Origin of the sequence: Saccharopolyspora sp. NFXS83 (assembly GCF_026241095.1) — a bacterium.
Taxonomy (GTDB): Bacteria; Actinomycetota; Actinomycetes; order Mycobacteriales; family Pseudonocardiaceae; genus Saccharopolyspora_C.
The window spans coordinates 46674-63631 of record NZ_JAPFGB010000015.1 but is presented as its reverse complement, the minus strand read 5'-3'; the positions used below and the strand labels follow the sequence as shown (position 1 = coordinate 63631).

General features: G+C 73.7%; 7 protein-coding genes. All 7 read right to left on the bottom strand.

Annotation, left to right across the window (positions count from 1 at the left end; genetic code table 11):
• Positions 1 to 97: 97 nt before the first annotated feature.
• The gene (locus tag OOZ19_RS17645; protein ID WP_266091209.1) at positions 98 to 862 is read right to left on the bottom strand and encodes a sensor domain-containing protein; all 765 of its coding nucleotides are present in this window, start codon (positions 860 to 862) and stop codon (positions 98 to 100) included.
• Positions 859 to 1080, bottom strand: coding sequence for a hypothetical protein (locus OOZ19_RS17640; protein ID WP_184476646.1), 222 nt, complete (start codon positions 1078 to 1080; stop codon positions 859 to 861). The genes OOZ19_RS17645 and OOZ19_RS17640 overlap by 4 nt, the downstream gene beginning before the upstream one ends.
• Positions 1081 to 1422: 342 nt before the next feature.
• Complete coding sequence (locus OOZ19_RS17635) at positions 1423 to 2358, bottom strand: ATP-binding cassette domain-containing protein (protein WP_266091293.1); 936 nt, start codon at positions 2356 to 2358, stop codon at positions 1423 to 1425.
• A 66-nt stretch (positions 2359 to 2424) separates the two neighbouring features.
• The gene (locus tag OOZ19_RS17630) at positions 2425 to 2643 is read right to left on the bottom strand and encodes an MbtH family protein (RefSeq protein WP_266091208.1); all 219 of its coding nucleotides are present in this window, start codon (positions 2641 to 2643) and stop codon (positions 2425 to 2427) included.
• A gap of 179 nt (positions 2644 to 2822) precedes the next feature.
• A complete protein-coding gene (locus tag OOZ19_RS17625) occupies positions 2823 to 4034 on the bottom strand; it encodes a cytochrome P450 (protein WP_266091207.1) in 1212 nt (403 codons plus the stop codon).
• Between the two features lie 297 nt (positions 4035 to 4331).
• Positions 4332 to 5156: an ABC transporter permease gene (locus OOZ19_RS17620; RefSeq protein ID WP_266091206.1), complete on the bottom strand. Its 825-nt coding sequence runs from the start codon at positions 5154 to 5156 to the stop codon at positions 4332 to 4334.
• Positions 5153 to 16954, bottom strand: a complete 11802-nt coding sequence (locus tag OOZ19_RS17615; RefSeq protein WP_266091205.1) for a non-ribosomal peptide synthetase — start codon at positions 16952 to 16954, stop codon at positions 5153 to 5155. Before OOZ19_RS17615 ends, OOZ19_RS17620 begins: the two co-directional genes overlap by 4 nt.
• Between the last annotated feature and the right edge of the window lie 4 nt (positions 16955 to 16958).

Below are 16958 nucleotides of genomic sequence, written 5' to 3'. Positions count from 1 at the left end.
CTCCCCGCGCGTGCGCCGCGGTTCGGCGCATGCGGGGCGGATCTCGGTTCGGTTCTCGGAGGGGGAAGGTGCGCCGGGGCTCAGCCCCGGCGCCGCATCAGTCGACGGCCGAGCGGGAAAGCGGTCCGGCCTCGTCGAGCGTCCGCTTGGCCGAGGCCAGCGGGTCGGTGTACGGGGCGAGCAGCGCGCGGGCGATCCCGGCGTGCAGCCGCGCCGCACCGGTGACCACGTAGGACAGCGCGAGGCTGAGCACGAAGAACACCGCGGCGACGCCGAGCGCGGTCTGCAGATCACCGACCCAGACGCCGAACTCGCCGCCACCGAAGGAATTCCGCGGCTGCTCCAGGTAGCCGATCATCACGCCGTGGGTGGTGATGCCGCCGTCGAAGTCCTGCGGGATGGACCAGAACCACAGCGGAACCGTGATCATGCCCGCGAAGGCGAGCCACACCGCGAGCACCACGGTGTCCAGCACCAGCAGCGGGACGTAGAGCAGCACCAGGTAGACCAGGTCCCGCAGCGTGGCCGGGTCCGCCCAGCGGGTCTTGAGCTGGGCGAACAGCCCGCTACCGACGACCTCCCGGTAGGCGGCCGGGATCGGCTCGGTGACCAGGGCCGCGCGGAAGCGCTCCACGTTGGCGCTGCCGCGCACCACGACCGCAGCCGCCACCAGCAGCGGGAGCCCGATCCAGACGATGCTCAGCACGCCCGCGGTGAGCACCACGGTCAACGCGACGGAGAACAGCAGGGTGCCGGTGACGATGTAGGTGGCGAGGTATCCGGTCGCCGCCCAGGGGGCGGGTGAGAAGAACATCCGGAGGGGGTTGCCGTGCGTTCGGTGCGCGCTGCCTGCGGCGGTCATTCGTAGCTCCTCAACAACTGCTCCACGGATTCCACCCGGGCGGAGAGCTCACCCAACCGGAACCGCAGCCCGGCCTGCTCCGCCACGGATCGTTCGACGAAGGTGCGGTAGTGGGCGTTCGCCACGGCGTCGACCCGGTGCGCCTGCAACCGGAAGTACGACACCAGGCTCACCGAGATTCCCCCCACGACCACCAGCACGATCAAGGCGCCGACCATACCGGGATCCCTTCCTTGTCCGGGGCTCTTTCCGCTGCGTTCCACCCGGTCGTTCACGTGCTCGGCGCCGGCCTTCGACGGGCGCCGCACCGGGCGGGGCGCGGCGGTGCTCACCGGGACGAGGAGCGCTCCCGCACTCCGTGCCGGTCGCGCTCGTCCCGGGAAGTTTCGATCATCCCCAGTGCTTCATCTGTAAGAATAGACTGACACGTGACCTAGGAGGTGTCAACGGCGGGTCCACCCGGTTCCCCCGCGCCGCCCCTGATCAGGCCTTTTCCTTGCCGCACAACGTGAAACGGCGCCCTGGCGGATACACCGCCAGGGCGCCGTCGGGCACCGGGATCACTTCGCCGAGCGCCCCACCAGGTCGAAGAACACGTCGTCCAGCGTCGGCCGGCGCAGCGCGAAATCGCTGACCTCCACCCCCGCGGTCCGCAACGCGCCCGCCGCCCGCTCCAAGCCGGCGACACCGTCGCGCAGCCGCAGCCGGATCCGGCCATCCGAGTCGTCCAGCACGGGACGCTCCGCCGCCACCGGCCGCAGCACGGCCAGCGCGGCGCCCGCCCGCTCCGGCGACGCCACCACGACTTCCAGCCACTCGCCGCCGACCTTGCGCTTGAGCTCGTCGGGGGTGCCGTCGGCGACGATCTCCCCGGCGGCGATCACCGCGATCCGGTCCGCGAGCTGATCCGCCTCCTCCAGGTACTGGGTGGTCAGCAGCACCGCGACCCCGTCGCGCACCAGCTCCCGCACCATCTCCCACAACGTCGCCCGGCTGGCCGGGTCGAGGCCGGTCGTCGGCTCGTCCAGGAACAGCACCGCCGGATCTCCGACCAGGCAGCTCGCCAAGTCCAAGCGGCGGCGCATCCCCCCGGAGTAGGTGCCCAGCGGTCGATCGGCGGCCTCGATCAGCTCGAACCGCTCCAGCAGCTCAGCGGCCCGCGCGCGGGCGCGACGACGCCCCAGGTGCAGCAGCCGGCCGATCAGGACCAGGTTCTCCCGGCCGGTCAGCAACTCGTCCACCGCCGCGTGCTGCCCGGCGAGCCCGATCCGCCTGCGCACCTCGTTCGGCTCCCGGGCGATGTCGTGGCCCGCGACGCGCGCCCGGCCCTCGTCGGGTTCCAGCAGCGTCGCCAGCGTCCGCACCGCCGTGGTCTTGCCAGCGCCGTTCGGCCCGAGCAACCCCAGCACCGACCCCGGCGGCACCGCGAGGTCGACGCCGCGCAGCGCCTCATGTCCCCGATAGCGCTTGCGGAGGCCTTCGGCCTCGATCCCCATGTCCACGCGCACTCCCACGCGGTCGCCGCGCCGCCGCGGCTCCGCTGTTCGAAGGACCGCCCGGGGTCACCGGGCGGAGGTACCCGCCTGCTCGCGGAGGCTCTTGGGCCGCAGGTCGGTCCAGTGCTCCGCGACGTAGTCCAGCGCGGCCCGCCTGCTCGCCCCGTCCAGCGCGACCCGCCAGCCGGCGGGCACCGCGGCGAAGGACGGCCACAGGCTGTGCTGCTCCTCGTCGTTGACCAGCACCGCGAACGTGCCGTCCTGGTCGTCGAAAGGGTTCGTCATCTCGAACGCTCCTCTGGTTCGCTCGCCGGCGTCGGCCTCCGCGCAGGGGCCGCCCTGCCATGCTCACCACCCGGGCTGACGACCCGCTGACGAACCCCTGACGCCTTCCGCCCGATCGAGGTGAGCGGCCCACCGGCCCGATCCCGTCGGGCGGGGGGCCGTTGACCTGGCTCCCCGGGTCAGGGGGTGAACTCGACCGGGAGGCTGCTGAAGCCGTGGACGAAGTTGGAGTAGAGGCGCTTCGGCTCGCCGGTCACCTGGACGTCGGCGACGCGGTCGCGGAGGCCCTCCAGCATCGCGCCGACGTGCGCGCGGCCCAGGAACGCGCCGATGCAGAAGTGCGGGCCGAAGCCGAAGGCGAGGTGCTTGTTGGGCTGCCGCGCCAGGTCGAAGCGCTCCGGCTCGGCGTAGACGGCCTCGTCGAAGTTCGCCGAGGAGTTCCACAGCGTCACGACGTCCCCGGCCTCGACCACCTGGTCGCCGACCGGCACGTCCTGCAGCGCGCGGCGGCCGAAGTGCATCGCCGGGGTGGTCCAGCGCAGCACCTCCTCGGTCGCGCTCTCCACGTCGGCCTCCCCCGACTTGAGCGCGCCCCATTGCTCGGGGAACTCCGAGAACGCCTTCACCGCGCCGATCGAGGACATCCGGCTGGACTCGTCGCCGCCGAGGATGAGGCTGTAGCAGTTGAAGACGATCTCGTCCTCGGTCAGCGGCTCCCCGTCCACGAGACCGGTGGCCAGCGCGCTGATCACGTCCTCGCCCGGCTTGCGGCGCCTGCGGCGCGCCAGGTCGGAGAAGTACATCAGGATCTCGTTGCGGGCCATCAGCTCGTCCTCGGCCGCCTCGTCCGAGCTGTGCCTGCTCAAGGTGAGGGTGTTCCACCGCACCAGCGGCGGCCGGTCGGCCTGCGGGATGTCCATCAGATCGCCGATGGTGCCGATCGGCACGTGGTCGGCGACGTCGGTGGCGAAGTCGAAGCGGCCCAGCTCCAGCGCCTGGTCCAGCAGCGCGCGGGTGCGTTCGTGGATGCCGCCGACGACGTGCTTGAGCACCCGGGGCGAGAAGGACTCCAGCACCAGCTTGCGGATCGCCTTGTGCCGCGGCCCGTCGGTGACCGCCATCATCTTGCCCGCGGCGGAATCGTGGCCCTGCAGCAGCGTGGCGAGCACGTTGCCGCGTTCGGAGGTGAACCGCTTGTTGTCCCGGTAGACGGCCATCAGGTCGGCGTGCCGGGTGACCGCCCAGAACCCGGGCGCCCCGCCGATCGCGCGGTGCCGGTGCACCGGACGCTCGGCGCGGAACCGCCGCCACATGTCGATCGGGTCCAGGTCCAGGAAGGTCTGCGGGTCGGTCAGGTCGATCTCGGTCAGGTCCGCGGGAATCGGCTTCATCGGTGCACTGCCCGTCCTTCAACTCGAGTCATGTTCGCTATTCCTCGTCCGGTCGGCGGCGGATGCCGCACTTGACCTGAACAACCCGGCTCCTCCCCGAGTCCGGTCGTCCTCGTCCTGCCAGCGGCGAAGCCGCTGAGCAGCGACCCAGCACGCAGCCGAACCACCCGCGGGTTCTCAGCGTTCTTCTCGCGAGGACGGCTTTTCCCTCGTGGCGGAGCCACTCGGGAGAAAGATCCCGCAGCGAGAAGAACGCTGAGGTTCCGCCACCCGACCACCAGAGCAAGCCAATACGGCTCATCCAGCGGCGGTGTCGCGGTAGCGGCGCAGGCTGATCCAGGTGGTCACCGCGAACAGCACGGCCAGCGTCACCAGCACCACGATTCCCGGGTGCTCGGAGGGAAATCCGGTGCCGGTCGTGACCGGGTTGCCCCACAGCTGCCGACAGGCGGTGGCGACGGCGCTGATCGGGTTCCACGCGGCCACCGGCACCAGCCAGCCCGGCAGGTTCTGCTCGGACAGGAAAGCGTTGGACAGGAACGGGAACACCACCGCGATGAGCGGCGCGAGCGAGTCGATGGATTCCAGGCTGTGCAGCACCATGCCCAGCAGCACGCCGACCCAGAGCATCACGTAGAGGAACACCGCCAGCAGCCCGAATCCCGCGAGCACCTGCAGCGGCCCGGTGTGCGGGCGCCAGCCCAGCAGCAGGCCCACCGCGGTGACCACCACCAGGCCGACCAGCCCCACCAGGAAGTCCGCGCAGGTGTGTCCGAACAGGACGGACGCGCGGGAGATCGGCAGCGAGCGGAACCGGTCGATCAGCCCGCCCTGCCGGTCCGAGGCGACCGCGATCGCGGTCGGCCCCACCCCTGCCAACCCCACCTGCAGCGCGGCCCCCGCGAACAGGTACTCCTGGTAGTCGCCTCCGCCCGGGATGGTGATCGAGCTCTGGAACAGGTAGCCCAGCACCAGGATCGACACCAGCGGGTTCAACGTGATCCCGATGAACCGGCCGGGGGCTCGGCGCAGGTGGCGCAGCCTCCGCCCGGCCACCGCGGCCACCTCGGTGAGCACGGCACCGGGTCCGCCCGGCACCGCGATGCCGGCTGTTGCGCTCACGATCGTTCCCCTCCCGACTGCGACCGGTCCACCCGGTCGAGCTCGGCGGCCACCGCGGCACCGATCCGGGCCAGCGGTTCCGCGTCCATCATGTCGTCGTGCCCGCACTCGATCCGGTGCGCGTGCACGGCACCGTCCACGTGCGGCGCCCACCGCAGGGCTTTCGCCTCGACCTCCTGCTCGGAGAGCCCGTCGGTGGCGGTGAACAGCAGCATCGAGCCGCGCAGCACCCCGGGCCGGTGGCGCACCGACATCCGCGAGTGCGCGCGCATCACCCGCAGCATCGCCAGCACCCGGTCGCGGCCCATCCCGGCGAGCGGGTTGCCGTCCTGCTCCAGGGTGTCGGCGATGCGGTCGTCGGTGAGCCGGTCGCCGGTGAGCTCGGCCCGCTCGTGGCCGATCAGCTCCCAGACCCAGCCGAGCATCGCCTGCTCGTCGTCATCGCCCTCGTCCGGTTCCGGCGGGTAGGCGTCGAGGTCGGCGACCACGCCGACCTCGGCGCCCTCGGACTGCAGCCGCACCGCGATCTCGTGCGCGAGGACGCCGCCGAAGGACCAGCCGAGCAGGTGGTACGGGCCTTCCGGGCGGATGTCCCGGATCCGGCGGGCGTAGTCGGCGGCCAGTTCGGGCAGCGTCTCCGGGATCTCGGCGAGCTCGGTGATCCCCGGCGCTTGCAGGCCGTAGATCGGGCGGTCGCCCAGGTGCGCGGTCAGCCCCACGTACGGGAGGCTGAAACCGACCCCGCTGTGCAGGCAGAACACCGGCGCCAGCGGGCGGTCCGGGCGCATCGCGAGGACGGTGCCGAACGGATCGGTGCCCTCGGTGTCGCGGACCTCGTCGAAGACCCGCTCCATCGCCTCGACCGCGTCCTCGCCCGCTTCCTGCTCGCGCTGCCGCGCGATGAGGGCGAGCGCGGCGACGTTCTGGTGCACGAACAAGTCGGCCACCACCAGCGGGATCCCGGCCGTGCGGGCGCGGCTGACCACCTGGATCGAGGTGATGCTGTCACCGCCGACGGCGAAGAAGTTCTCCTCCGCGCCGACCCCGGACAGCCCGAGCACGTCGGCGAGGATGCCGCACAGCGCTTGCTCCACCGGGCCGCGCGGTTCCCGGCCGCGGGCTTCGCCGGTGAGGTCGGGGGCGGGCAGCGCGGCGCGGTCGACCTTGCCGTGCGCGGTGGTCGGCATCGCCGCCAGCACCGCCCAAGCCGACGGCACCATGTACTCCGGGAGCACTTGGGCGAGCCGGTCGCGAACCTGATCGACCTCGACGCCGTCCGCGTCGGCGGCGACCAGGTGGCCGACGAGCCGCTTGTGCCCGTCGGAGTCGACGACCACGTCCACCACGGCGTCACCGACCCGGTCCAGGCCGCGCAGCGCTACCTCGATCTCGCCGAGCTCGATGCGGTGGCCGCGGATCTTCACCTGGAAGTCCCGCCGTTCCAGGAACTCCAGCTGCCCGTCCGGCCGCTGCAGCACCCGGTCGCCCGTGCGGTACATCCGCGATCCGTCGGCCGCGAACGGGTCGGGCAGGAAGGTCTGCGCGGTCTTGGCCGGGTCGTCCAGGTAGCCGCGGCCGACACCGGTTCCGCCGACGTAGAGCTCCCCCACCACCCCGGCCGGGACCAGCCGCAGGTGGTCGTCGAGCAGGTAGAGCCGGGTGTTGCGCACCGGACGCCCGATCGGGGCGCGGCTGCCTCCGATCACGTCGGAGGCGGTGAGCACCGCGTGCGTGACGTCGTCGGAGCACTCGGTGGGCCCGTAGGCGTTGAGCAGCGGGATCTCCGGGAACCGGGCGAACCAGCGGGCGCACAGGTCCGGCGGCAGCGCCTCGCCGGTGACCACCAGCCGGCGCAGCCCCGTCAGGTCCGGTGCCGTCCCGGTGTCCCAGGAGTCGAGGGCGGCCCGCAGCAGCGTGGGCACCACCTCCAGCACACTCACGCCGTCCGAGCCGATCAGCGCGAACAGCGCGTCCGGGTTCGCGGCCACCTCTCGGGGAACGACCCGGACCCGGGAGCCGGTGAGCAGGCCCGCGAGCATCTGCCACACCGCGATGTCGAAGGTGACCGGGGCGTTGTGCACCAGCACGTCGCCCTCCACCAGCGCCAGGTCCTCCACCTTGGCGAGCAGGTGGTTGACCATGCCGCGCCGGTGCACCATCGCCCCCTTCGGGCGGCCCGTCGAGCCCGACGTGAAGATCACGTAGCCCAGGTCCAGGCCGGAGCCCAGCGCCGGTGCGAGCTCCGCGTCCTCCACGCCGTCGAGCACCACCACCTCGACCGCGGCGCCCGAGTCCGCGACGACCTCCCCGGCGAGCTCCGCGTGCGCCGCGTCCGCCACCACGTGCCGGGCGCCGCTGTCGGTGAGCAGCGCGGCGAGTCGCGGACGCGGTGCGTGCACGTCCAGCGGGACGAACGCGCCACCGGCGCCGAGCACGCCCAGCACGCTGGTGACGAAGCCCGCCCCGGGTGCGGCCAGCACGCCGACCGGGCCCGCGCCCGGCAGCCGCCGGGACAGCGCGCTCGCCCGCGCGACCAGCGCCGCGTAGCTCACCTCGCCGGTGTCGTCGGCGACGGCGATCGCGTCCGGGGTGCGGGCGGCGCGCTCGCGCACCCGTTCCACCACGCCGTCCGCGGCGTCGGCGACGACCGCTCCGGTGCCGGTGCTCCGCAGTTCCGCTTCCTCGCCGGGCAGCAGCACGTCCAGCTCGCTGAGCCGCCGGTACGGGTCCGCGGCGACCGCGGCGAGCACCCGCAGGAACCGCTGCGCCAGCGCGGCCACCGTCTCCCGGCGGAACAGGTCGGTGCTGTACTCCAGCGCGCCCCGCACGCGGTCCGGCGCGCCGCCCGCGTGCAGCTCGTCGAGCTGCACCGTGAGGTCGAACTTGGCGCGCGGCGAGACCACCGGCTGCACCCGCGCGTCCAGGCCCGGCAGCGCGGCCTGCTCGTCCTGGTCGTTCTGCAGCACCAGCATCACCTGGAACAGCGGGTGCCGGGACAGCGAGCGGCGCGGGTTCAACGCCTCCACGACCTGCTCGAAGGGCACCTCCTGGTGGGCGTAGGCGCCGAGGCCGGCCTCGCGCACCCGGTGCAGCAGCTCGCCGAACTCCGGGTCCCCGGAGGTGTCGGTGCGCAGCACGATGGTGTTGACGAAGAAGCCCACCAGGTCGTCGGTGGCCTCGTCGGTGCGGCCCGCGATCGGGCTGCCCACCGGGATGTCCGTCCCGGCGCCGAGCCTGGTCAGCAGCACGGCCAGCGCGGCCTGGAAGACCATGAACGCGGTGACCCCGGATTCCCGCGCGACCGCCAGAAGTCCCTGGTACAGCTCGGGTTCCACGACGAACTCGACCTCGTCGCCGTGGTTGCCGCCGACGGCGGGACGCGGGAAGTCCGTCGGCAGCGCCAGTTCCTCGGGCAGTCCGGCGAGCGCCCGCGTCCAGTGCTCCAGTTGCCGCGCGAGCGCGCTGTCCGGGTCGTCCGGGGCGCCCAGCACCTCCCGCTGCCAGACCGCGTAGTCGGTGTACTGCACCGGTAGCGGCGTCCAGTGCGGCGCCTTCCCCGCGCAGCGCGCCCGATAGGCCGACGTGAGGTCGCGGGTCAGCGGCGCGATGGACCATCCGTCGAACGCGGTGTGGTGCAGCACCAGCAGCAGCACGTGCTCGCCGGGTTCGAGCCGGAACACCTGAGCGCGCAGCGGCGCTTCGGCGCTCAGGTCGAAGCCGCGGTCGGCCTCGGCGGTCAGCCGCTCGCCCAGCTCGGCCTCGCCGAGGTCGAGCACCGGCAGGTCCGGTCGCGCGGTGGCCGCGGGCAGCACCTGCTGGTGCGGCAATCCGTCGTCGTCCGGGATGACGGTGCGCAGGCTCTCATGCCGGGCGACGACGTCGCCGAGCGCCGCGCGCATCGCCGCCACGTCGAGCTCCCCGGTCAGCCGCAGCGCGAGCGGCACGTTGTAGGTGCCGGTGCTCGCCGATTCCAGCCGGTTGAGGAACCAGAGCCTGCGCTGCGCGTAGGACAGCGGGAGCCGACCAGTGCGGTCGGCCGGTCGCAGCGGTCGCCGCGCGCGCTCGGCCCCGCCGACCCGCTCGGCGAGCCCGGCGACCGTGCGCGCCTCGAACAGGTCCTTGATCGGCAGCTCCACGTTCAGCGCCGAACGCGCCCGGCCCACCACGCGGGTCGCCAGCAGCGAATGCCCACCGGCGGCGAAGAAGTCGTCGTCGATGCTCACCTGCGGGACCCCGAGCACGTCGGCGAAGACGTGGCAGAGGATCTCCTCCACCGGGGTGCGCGGCGCGCGGCCCGCCCGCGGCGCGGACTCGGGTTCCGGCAGCGCGGCCCGGTCCACCTTGCCCTGCGAGGTCAGCGGGAAGGAGCCGAGCGCCACCAGCGCGGCCGGGACCATGTAGTCCGGCAGCGAGTCGGCGAGGTGCTCGCGCAGGCCGCGCGGCAGCACGCCCTCGCCGCCGGCGGTGACCGCGTAGCCGACGAGCCGCTTGTCGCCCGACTCGTCCTCGCGGACCACGACCACGGCCTGCTCCACCTCGGGGTGGGAGCCGAGCACCGACTCGACTTCGCCGAGCTCGATGCGGAACCCGCGCAGCTGCACCTGGTCGTCGGAGCGGCCCGCGTAGTCCAACTGCCCGTCCGGGCGCCACCGGCCGAGGTCGCCGGTGCGGTACATCCGCTCGCCGCCGTCCCGGAACGGGTCGGCCACGAACCGCTCGGCGGTGAGGCCGGGCCGGTCCAGGTAGCCGCGGGCGAGCCCGCCGCTGAGGTAGATCTCGCCGACGGCGCCGACCGGAACGGGGCGCAGCGCCGCGTCGAGCACGTACACCCGGTGCGCGGTGGTGGGTTCGCCGATCGGCGGGCGCTGATCGCCCGACAGCGGGCCGCTGATCGTCGCGCCGACCACGGCCTCGGTGGGCCCGTAGCCGTTGAACAGCCGCACCCGGTCCGCCCAGCGGGCGACCACTTCGGCGGAGCAGGCCTCGCCCGCGACCACCACGGTGAGCCCGGCGGGCAGTTCGCTGCCCGGGGGCAGCGAGGAGGCGACCACCGGCGGGATGCCGATGTGCGTGATGCCCGCGGCGGAGATCAGGTCCACCAGCGGCTCGCCCGGCATCCGGGTCTCGTCGTCGGTGAGCACCAGGGTGCCGCCGCGCAGCAGCGCGAGTCCGATCTCCCACACCGAGGCGTCGAAGCTGAACGAGGCGAACAGCAGCATCCGGCTGTCGCGGTCCACGCCGAACCGCTCGCCGTGGCCGGCGATCATCGCGCACAGCGAGCCGTGCGGGACCAGCACGCCCTTGGGGCGGCCGGTGGAGCCGGAGGTGTAGATGACGTAGGCCGGGTGCTCGGGCAGCAGCGGGCGGGTCCGCTCCGCGTCGGTCACCGGACCGTCGTCGAACGCGGCGAGCTCGTCCTGGACGCCGTCCAGCGCCACCGCCGGAACGTCCGCATCGGACAGTGCGGCGAGGGTGTCGCCGGTGCCCAGCACGAGCGCGGGGCGGGCGTCGGCGAGCATGTGCTCGATCCGCTCGGCGGGCAGCTTCGGGTCCACCGGCAGGTAGGCCGCGCCGCTGGCCAGCACCCCGGCCACCGCCTCCACCATCAGGTGCGAGCGCGGCAGCACCAGCGCGACCAGGCCTTCCGGCTCGGCACCGCGCGCGATGAGCCAGCGGGCCAGCCGGTTCGCGCGCCCGGCGAGCTCGCCGTAGCTGCGGGAATCCGCGCCGAAGACCACGGCCTCGTGCTCCGGGCGTTCGCGGGCCTGCTCGGCCAGCAGGTCCGGGGCGACCGCGCGCGAGAACTCGGTGATGGTCCCGCCGAAGCGCACGACCTCCAGGCGCTGCTCCGGGGTGAGCGACTCCAGCGCACCCACCCGCGCGTCCGGCTCGGCGAGCACCGCGCGCAGCAGCTGCACGAAGCGGTCCACGATCCCGGCGGCGGTGGCGGCGTCCAGCAGCGCGGTCTGGAACTGCGCTTCCAGCCGCATCGGTTCACCGGGGTAGACGCCCAGCGCGAGCGGGTATTCGGCGACGACCCTGGCCAGGCCGCCGAGGGCCCGCACGCCGGGGACGATGCCGCTGAGCTCGCGGGCGTCGGACATCGGGTAGTTGTGGAAGCTCAGCACGGTGTCGAACAGGGCTGCGCTGGTCCCCGCAACCCGCTGCACCTCGGGCAAGCCCAGGTGCCGATGCGGGTCCAGCGCGAACTGCTGCTCCTGGAGCTCGGCGAGCAGCGCGGCGACCGGGCGGCCCGGCGCGGCGTCGACCCGGACGGGCAGCGTGGTCAGGAACGAGCCCAGCACCGCCTCCACACCGGGCAACTCCGCCGGGCGGCCGGAGTGCACCGCGCCGAACACGACGTCCCGCCGGCCGGTGAGCTGCCCCAGCAGGATCGCCCACACGCCCTGGACCACGGTGTTCGGTGTGAGTTCGCGGGCGCGGGCGAACTCGTCCAGCCGCCCGGTGAGCCCGTCCGGCAGGTCCACCACCAGCGCCTCGGGCAGCTCCGCGGCGTGCCCGGCCGCGCCGGGCGCCAGCAGCGTCGGCTCGTCCGCGGTGCCCAGCGCCGCGCGCCAGGCCTCCCGGGCGGCTTCGCCGTCCTGGCGGGCCAGCCATTCCAGGTAGCCGGAGTAGCGCGCCACCTCGGGCAGCGCGCCCACGTCCGCGCCGTTCGCGGTGAGCTCGAACAGCTCCCGGCCGAAGATCGGGTTGGACCAGCCGTCCAGCACCACGTGGTGCACCGTCCACATGAGACGGAAGTGGCCGGGTCCGGTGCGCACCACGCCGAGGCGCACCAACGGAGGCCGCGCGAGGTCGAAGCGGCGGGCCCACTCCTGCTCGGTGAGCCGCTCCAGTTCAGCGGCACGCTCGTCGGCAGGCAGGTGCGACAGGTCGGTCTCCTGCCAGGGCAGCTCGACCTCCGGCAGCACCACCTGCACCGGCTCGCCGGAACCCAGGCGGCGGAAGCCGGAGCGCAGCGCGGGATGCCTGCGCAGCAGGGCCTGCCCGGCGGCGCGGACGGCTGCGGTGTCCAGCGGGCCTTCGAGGTCCACCGTCACCTGGAGCGTGTAGACGTCCAAACCCTCCTGGTCCCGCTCGGCCTGCAGCAGCAGGCCCTTCTGCAGCGGGGTCGGCGGCAGCAGGTCCTCGATCGGGCCGAGTTCCCGTTCCAGACCGGTGATCTCCTGCTGCGGCAGGGAGATCAGCGGGAAGTCCGAAGGCGTGCGGCCTCCGGCGCCAGGCGTGGCGGCGTAACGGGCCAGCACCTCCAGGGCCCGCAGCCAGCCCTCGGTGAGCTCTCGGGCGTCTTGTTCGGACAGCAGCTCCCCCGCCCAGGTGCAGTCCACCACCAGGTGCGGCCCGTCGGCGCGATCCTCGGTGAGCGAGGCGAACTCCACCGCGTAGCGCAGCGGCATGTCCGGGTGCTCGCCGACGCCGACGGCCTCACCGCCACCGGTGAACGACCACTCCGCCTCCTCGTCCACGCCGAAGCGGCCGAGGTAGTTGAAGCCGATCTCGGGCCGCCCGGCGGCGGCGAGCGCGCCGCGGGTCTGCGGGTTGACGTAGCGCAGCAGGCCGTACCCCAGCCCGTCGTCCGGCAGCGCGCGCAACTGCTCCTTGACCGGCTTGAACGCCTCGGCGATCGCGGGTCCGCCCGCCAAGGCCTCCGCCACGTCGAGCGCGCCGGGGTCCAGCCGCACCGGGAACGCGGAGGCGAACCAGCCCACCGTCCGGCTCGGGTCCAGATCCTCGGACAGGCCGGTGCGGCCGTGGCCCTCCAGCTCGATCCGGGAGGCGGTGCCCGCGAGCCCGCGCCGGTGGCGCCGGTCGGCCAGCGCGATCGCGAGCCCGGTCAGCAGCACCGGGTTGATCTCGGCGTGGAACACGGCGGGCACCTCGGTGAGCAGCGCGCCGGTGACCTCCGCGGACAGCTCCACCCGCAGCGAGCGGGCGGTGCCGCGCACGTCGCGGGCCGGGTCCAGCGGGCGGTCCGCCAGCGGACCGCCGTCGCGCAGCTGCTCGGTCCACACCGGCAGCTCCCGCATCCGCGCGGTGGAACGAGCCTGCTCCCCGAGGGCCTGCGCCCAGCGGCGCAGCGAGGTGCCCACCGGACCCAGCTCGACCGGGGCACCCGCGTGGACGGCCCGCCAGGCGGCGGCCAGGTCGGGGACGAGGACCCGCCAGGACACCCCGTCCACGGCGAGGTGGTGCACCACCAGCACCAGCCGGTCGCGGCGGCCCGCACCGGTGCGCACCAGGACCGCGCGCAGCACCGTCCCGTCCTGCGGGGCGAGCTCGGCGCGGGCCTCGCAGACCAGCCGAGCGCACTCGGCGTCCACGTCCCCGACGGCGTCGGCGGTGCGCAGCAGCTCGGCCGCGTCGACCGAGCCGGCGGGCGCCGTCTCCAGCGCCCAGAAGCCCTCCGCGGGCACGTGCAGCACCAGGCGCAGCGCGTCGTGGTGGTCGAGCACGGCCTGCAGCGCGGGGACCAGCGAGTCGGCGGTCACCTCGTCCGGAAGCGCGAGCACGACGTGCTGGCTGAACTCGCGGACCTGCTCGGTGCGGGTGCCCGCGTCCTCGCGCAGCTGCTCGGCGATCGGGGTCAGCTCGACCGGGCCGACACCGTCCGCCGCGGTCGGCAGCGCCCGGGCGCCGATCGGCTGCACGACCTTCGCCAGCTCGGCGACCGTCTTGCAGCGGAAGATCTCGCGCGGGGTGAGCGCCAGTCCGGCCCCGCGGGCGCGGCTGACCACCTGGATGGAGCTGATGCTGTCGCCGCCGATGGCGAAGAAGTTGTCGTCGACGTCCACCGAAGGCAGACCCAGCACCTCGGCGAGCACGGTGCACAGCACCTCCTCCTGCGGCGTCCGCGAGCGGGTGGCCGAGGCGGCGGTGAGTTCCGGCTTGGGCAGCGCTGTGCGATCCACTTTTCCATTCCCCGTCAACGGCAACCGGTCCAAGGTCAACGCCACCGCCGGGACCATGTACGACGGCAGCGCGGCGCCGAGGTCCGCGCGCACCCGCGCGGTGTCCAGCGGCGTTCCGGGCTCGGTCGGCACCAGGTAGGCGACGAGCCGCTTGTGCCCGGCCGGGTCCGGCACCACCGCGACGGCGGCGTCGGCCACGCCCGCGACCTCGCGCAGCGCGACCTCGATCTCGCCGAGTTCGATGCGGTGGCCGCGGATCTTCACCTGGAAGTCGCGGCGCTCCAGGAACTCCAGCTGCCCGTCGGCGCGCAGCACGACGCGGTCTCCGGTGCGGTACATCCGGGAGCCGTCGGCGGCGAACGGGTCCGGCAGGAACGCGAGCGCCGTCTTGGCCGGGTCGCCGAGGTAACCGCGACCGACGCCGGTGCCACCGACGTAGAGCTCCCCCGGCACGCCCTGCGGCACCGGACGCAGCTGGTCGCCGAGCACGTAGAGGCTCGTGCGGCGCACCGGGCGCCCGATCGGCACCCGCACGCCGAACTCCTGCTCCCCTGCGGAGAACGCGCCGTGCGTGACGTCGTCGGAGCACTCGGTCGGCCCGTAGGCGTTCACCAGCGGGATGCCCGGGAACCGGGCGAACCACCGGGTGCACAGGTCCGGCGGCAGCGGCTCGCCGGTGACGACCAGCAGGCGCAGCGCGGACAGCGCGGGCACCGCGAGCCCGGCGTCCCAGCCGTCCAGCGCGGCCCGCAGCAGCGAGGGCACCACCTCCAGCACCGTCACGGACTCCGCCGCTGCCAGCGGGAACAGCGAGTCCGGGTCGGCGGCAACGTCCCGCCGCACCACCCGGACCCGGGAGCCGGTGAGCAGGCCCGCGAGCATCTGCCAGACGGCGATGTCGAAGGTGACCGGGGCGTTGTGCACCAGCACGTCGTCCGCGACCAGGGCCAGGTCCTCCACCTTGGCGAGCAGGTGGTTTGTCATGCCGCGCCGGTGGACCATCGCGCCCTTCGGGCGGCCGGTGGAGCCCGACGTGAAGATCACGTACCCGAGGTCCAGGTCGGAGCCCAGAGCCGGGGCGAGCTCCGCGTCGGCGGCGCCGTCCAGCTCCAGCACCTCCGCCGAGCCGGCCACCTCGGCGGCGAGCTCGCGGTGCGCGGCATCGGTGATCAGGCAGGCGCACCCCGCGTCCGCGATCAGCCCCGCGGTGCGCCCCGCGGGCGCGTTCACGTCCAGCGGCAGGAACGCCGCGCCCGAACCGAGCACGCCCAGCACCGCCGTGACGAACCCGGTCCCCGGCGCGGCCAGCACCCCGGCCACACCCGGCGACACCCGCCGCGAGACGGCGCTCGCCCGAGCCACCAGCTCCGCGTAGCCCAATTCGCCCGCGTCGTCGGCGACCGCGACCGCGTCCGGGGTGCGCGCGGCGCGCTCGCGCACCCGCGCGACGACGTCCACCGGTTCCACCGGCCCGTCCGGTCCGGTGCCGACGCGCAGCAGCCGCTCCCGCTCCCGTTCGCCGACCAGCTCCAGCTGCGCGAGCCTGCCACCCGGGTCCAGCTCGGCGAACCGGCGCAGGAACGCGCAGAACCGGGCCGAGTGCTCCCGGGTCTCCCGCTCGGAGTACCGGGCGCGGTTCGCGCTCAGGTGCACCTCCACCCCGCCGTCGGGGGCGTCGACGACGGTGACCTCCAGGTCGTCGACGAGCCCGGTGGACAGGTTGTGCACCACGACCTCGCAGTCGCCCAGGCTGGGGCGGGTCTCCTGCGGCAGCACGTTCACGAACGGACCGAACGGCCGGTTGTCGTCGCTGGCCAGTCCCATGCCCTGCCGGATCCGGCTGACCCGGTGCCGCTGGTGCTTGATCGCTCCGGCGAGCTCGCCGGAGAGCTGCTTGAGCAGTTCCGCCCGGGACATCTCGGGGTGCACCCGCAGCCGCAGCGGCACGTAGTTGTTCACCATGCCCGGGATCGCGCGCATCCGGCGGTTGACCCGCGCGGTCACCGGCATCGACAGCAGCACGTCCGGCCCGCCCACCATCCGCTGGGTGTAGACGCCGAAGGCGGCCAGCAGCACGGTCGGCACGGTCACCTTCGCCTCGCGCGCGGCGGCCTGCACCCGCTCCAGCACCCGCCGGCCCACCACCTCGGTGGCGCGGTGGAAGCGCTGCGCGGGCGCGGCGTCCACGCGCGAGAGCGTGACCAGCTCGGGAGTCCGCGGGAAGCGCTTCGCCCAGAACTCGCGGTCCCGGTCGGCCTGCCCGGACACCGCGTAGGAGGCCTCGGCGTCGATCAGCTCCCGCAGCGGGGGCAGTGCACCGTCCACAGCGGACTCACCGGCGAGCAGCGCGTCGTAGAGCTCGCCCAGCCTGCGCCAGAAGACCACCTGGCTGAACCCGTCGCACAGCAGGTGGTGGATGCACATCGAGAAGAACACCCGGTCCGGCCCGACCCGCACCAGGGCCAGCCGGAACAGCGGGAACTCGGTGAGCGAGAACGGGCGGTCCAGCTCCGCGGCGATCCAGTCCCGCGCGGCGGCGGCCGGATCGGCCTCGCCGCTGAAGTCGCGCAGCTGCAGCGGCGGCTCGGGCAGCGGTTCCACGCACTGCCGGGGTTCGCCGTCGACCTCGGTGAAGCGGCAGCGCATGCACTCGGCTTCGGCCACCAGCCCGGCGACCGCGCGGGTGAACAGCTCCACGTCCAACGGCCCGGAGATGTCCAGGTACCCGGCGGTGTTGTATGCGGCGCTCCCGCCGGATTTGCACGCGGCGCTCCCGCCGGAGCCGCCGCTCGCCGCCGCCACCTCGTCGAACCAGATGTCCCGCTGTCCCGCCGAAAGCGGCAGGCTCGGCGTCTCGACTGCCGTCATCGCA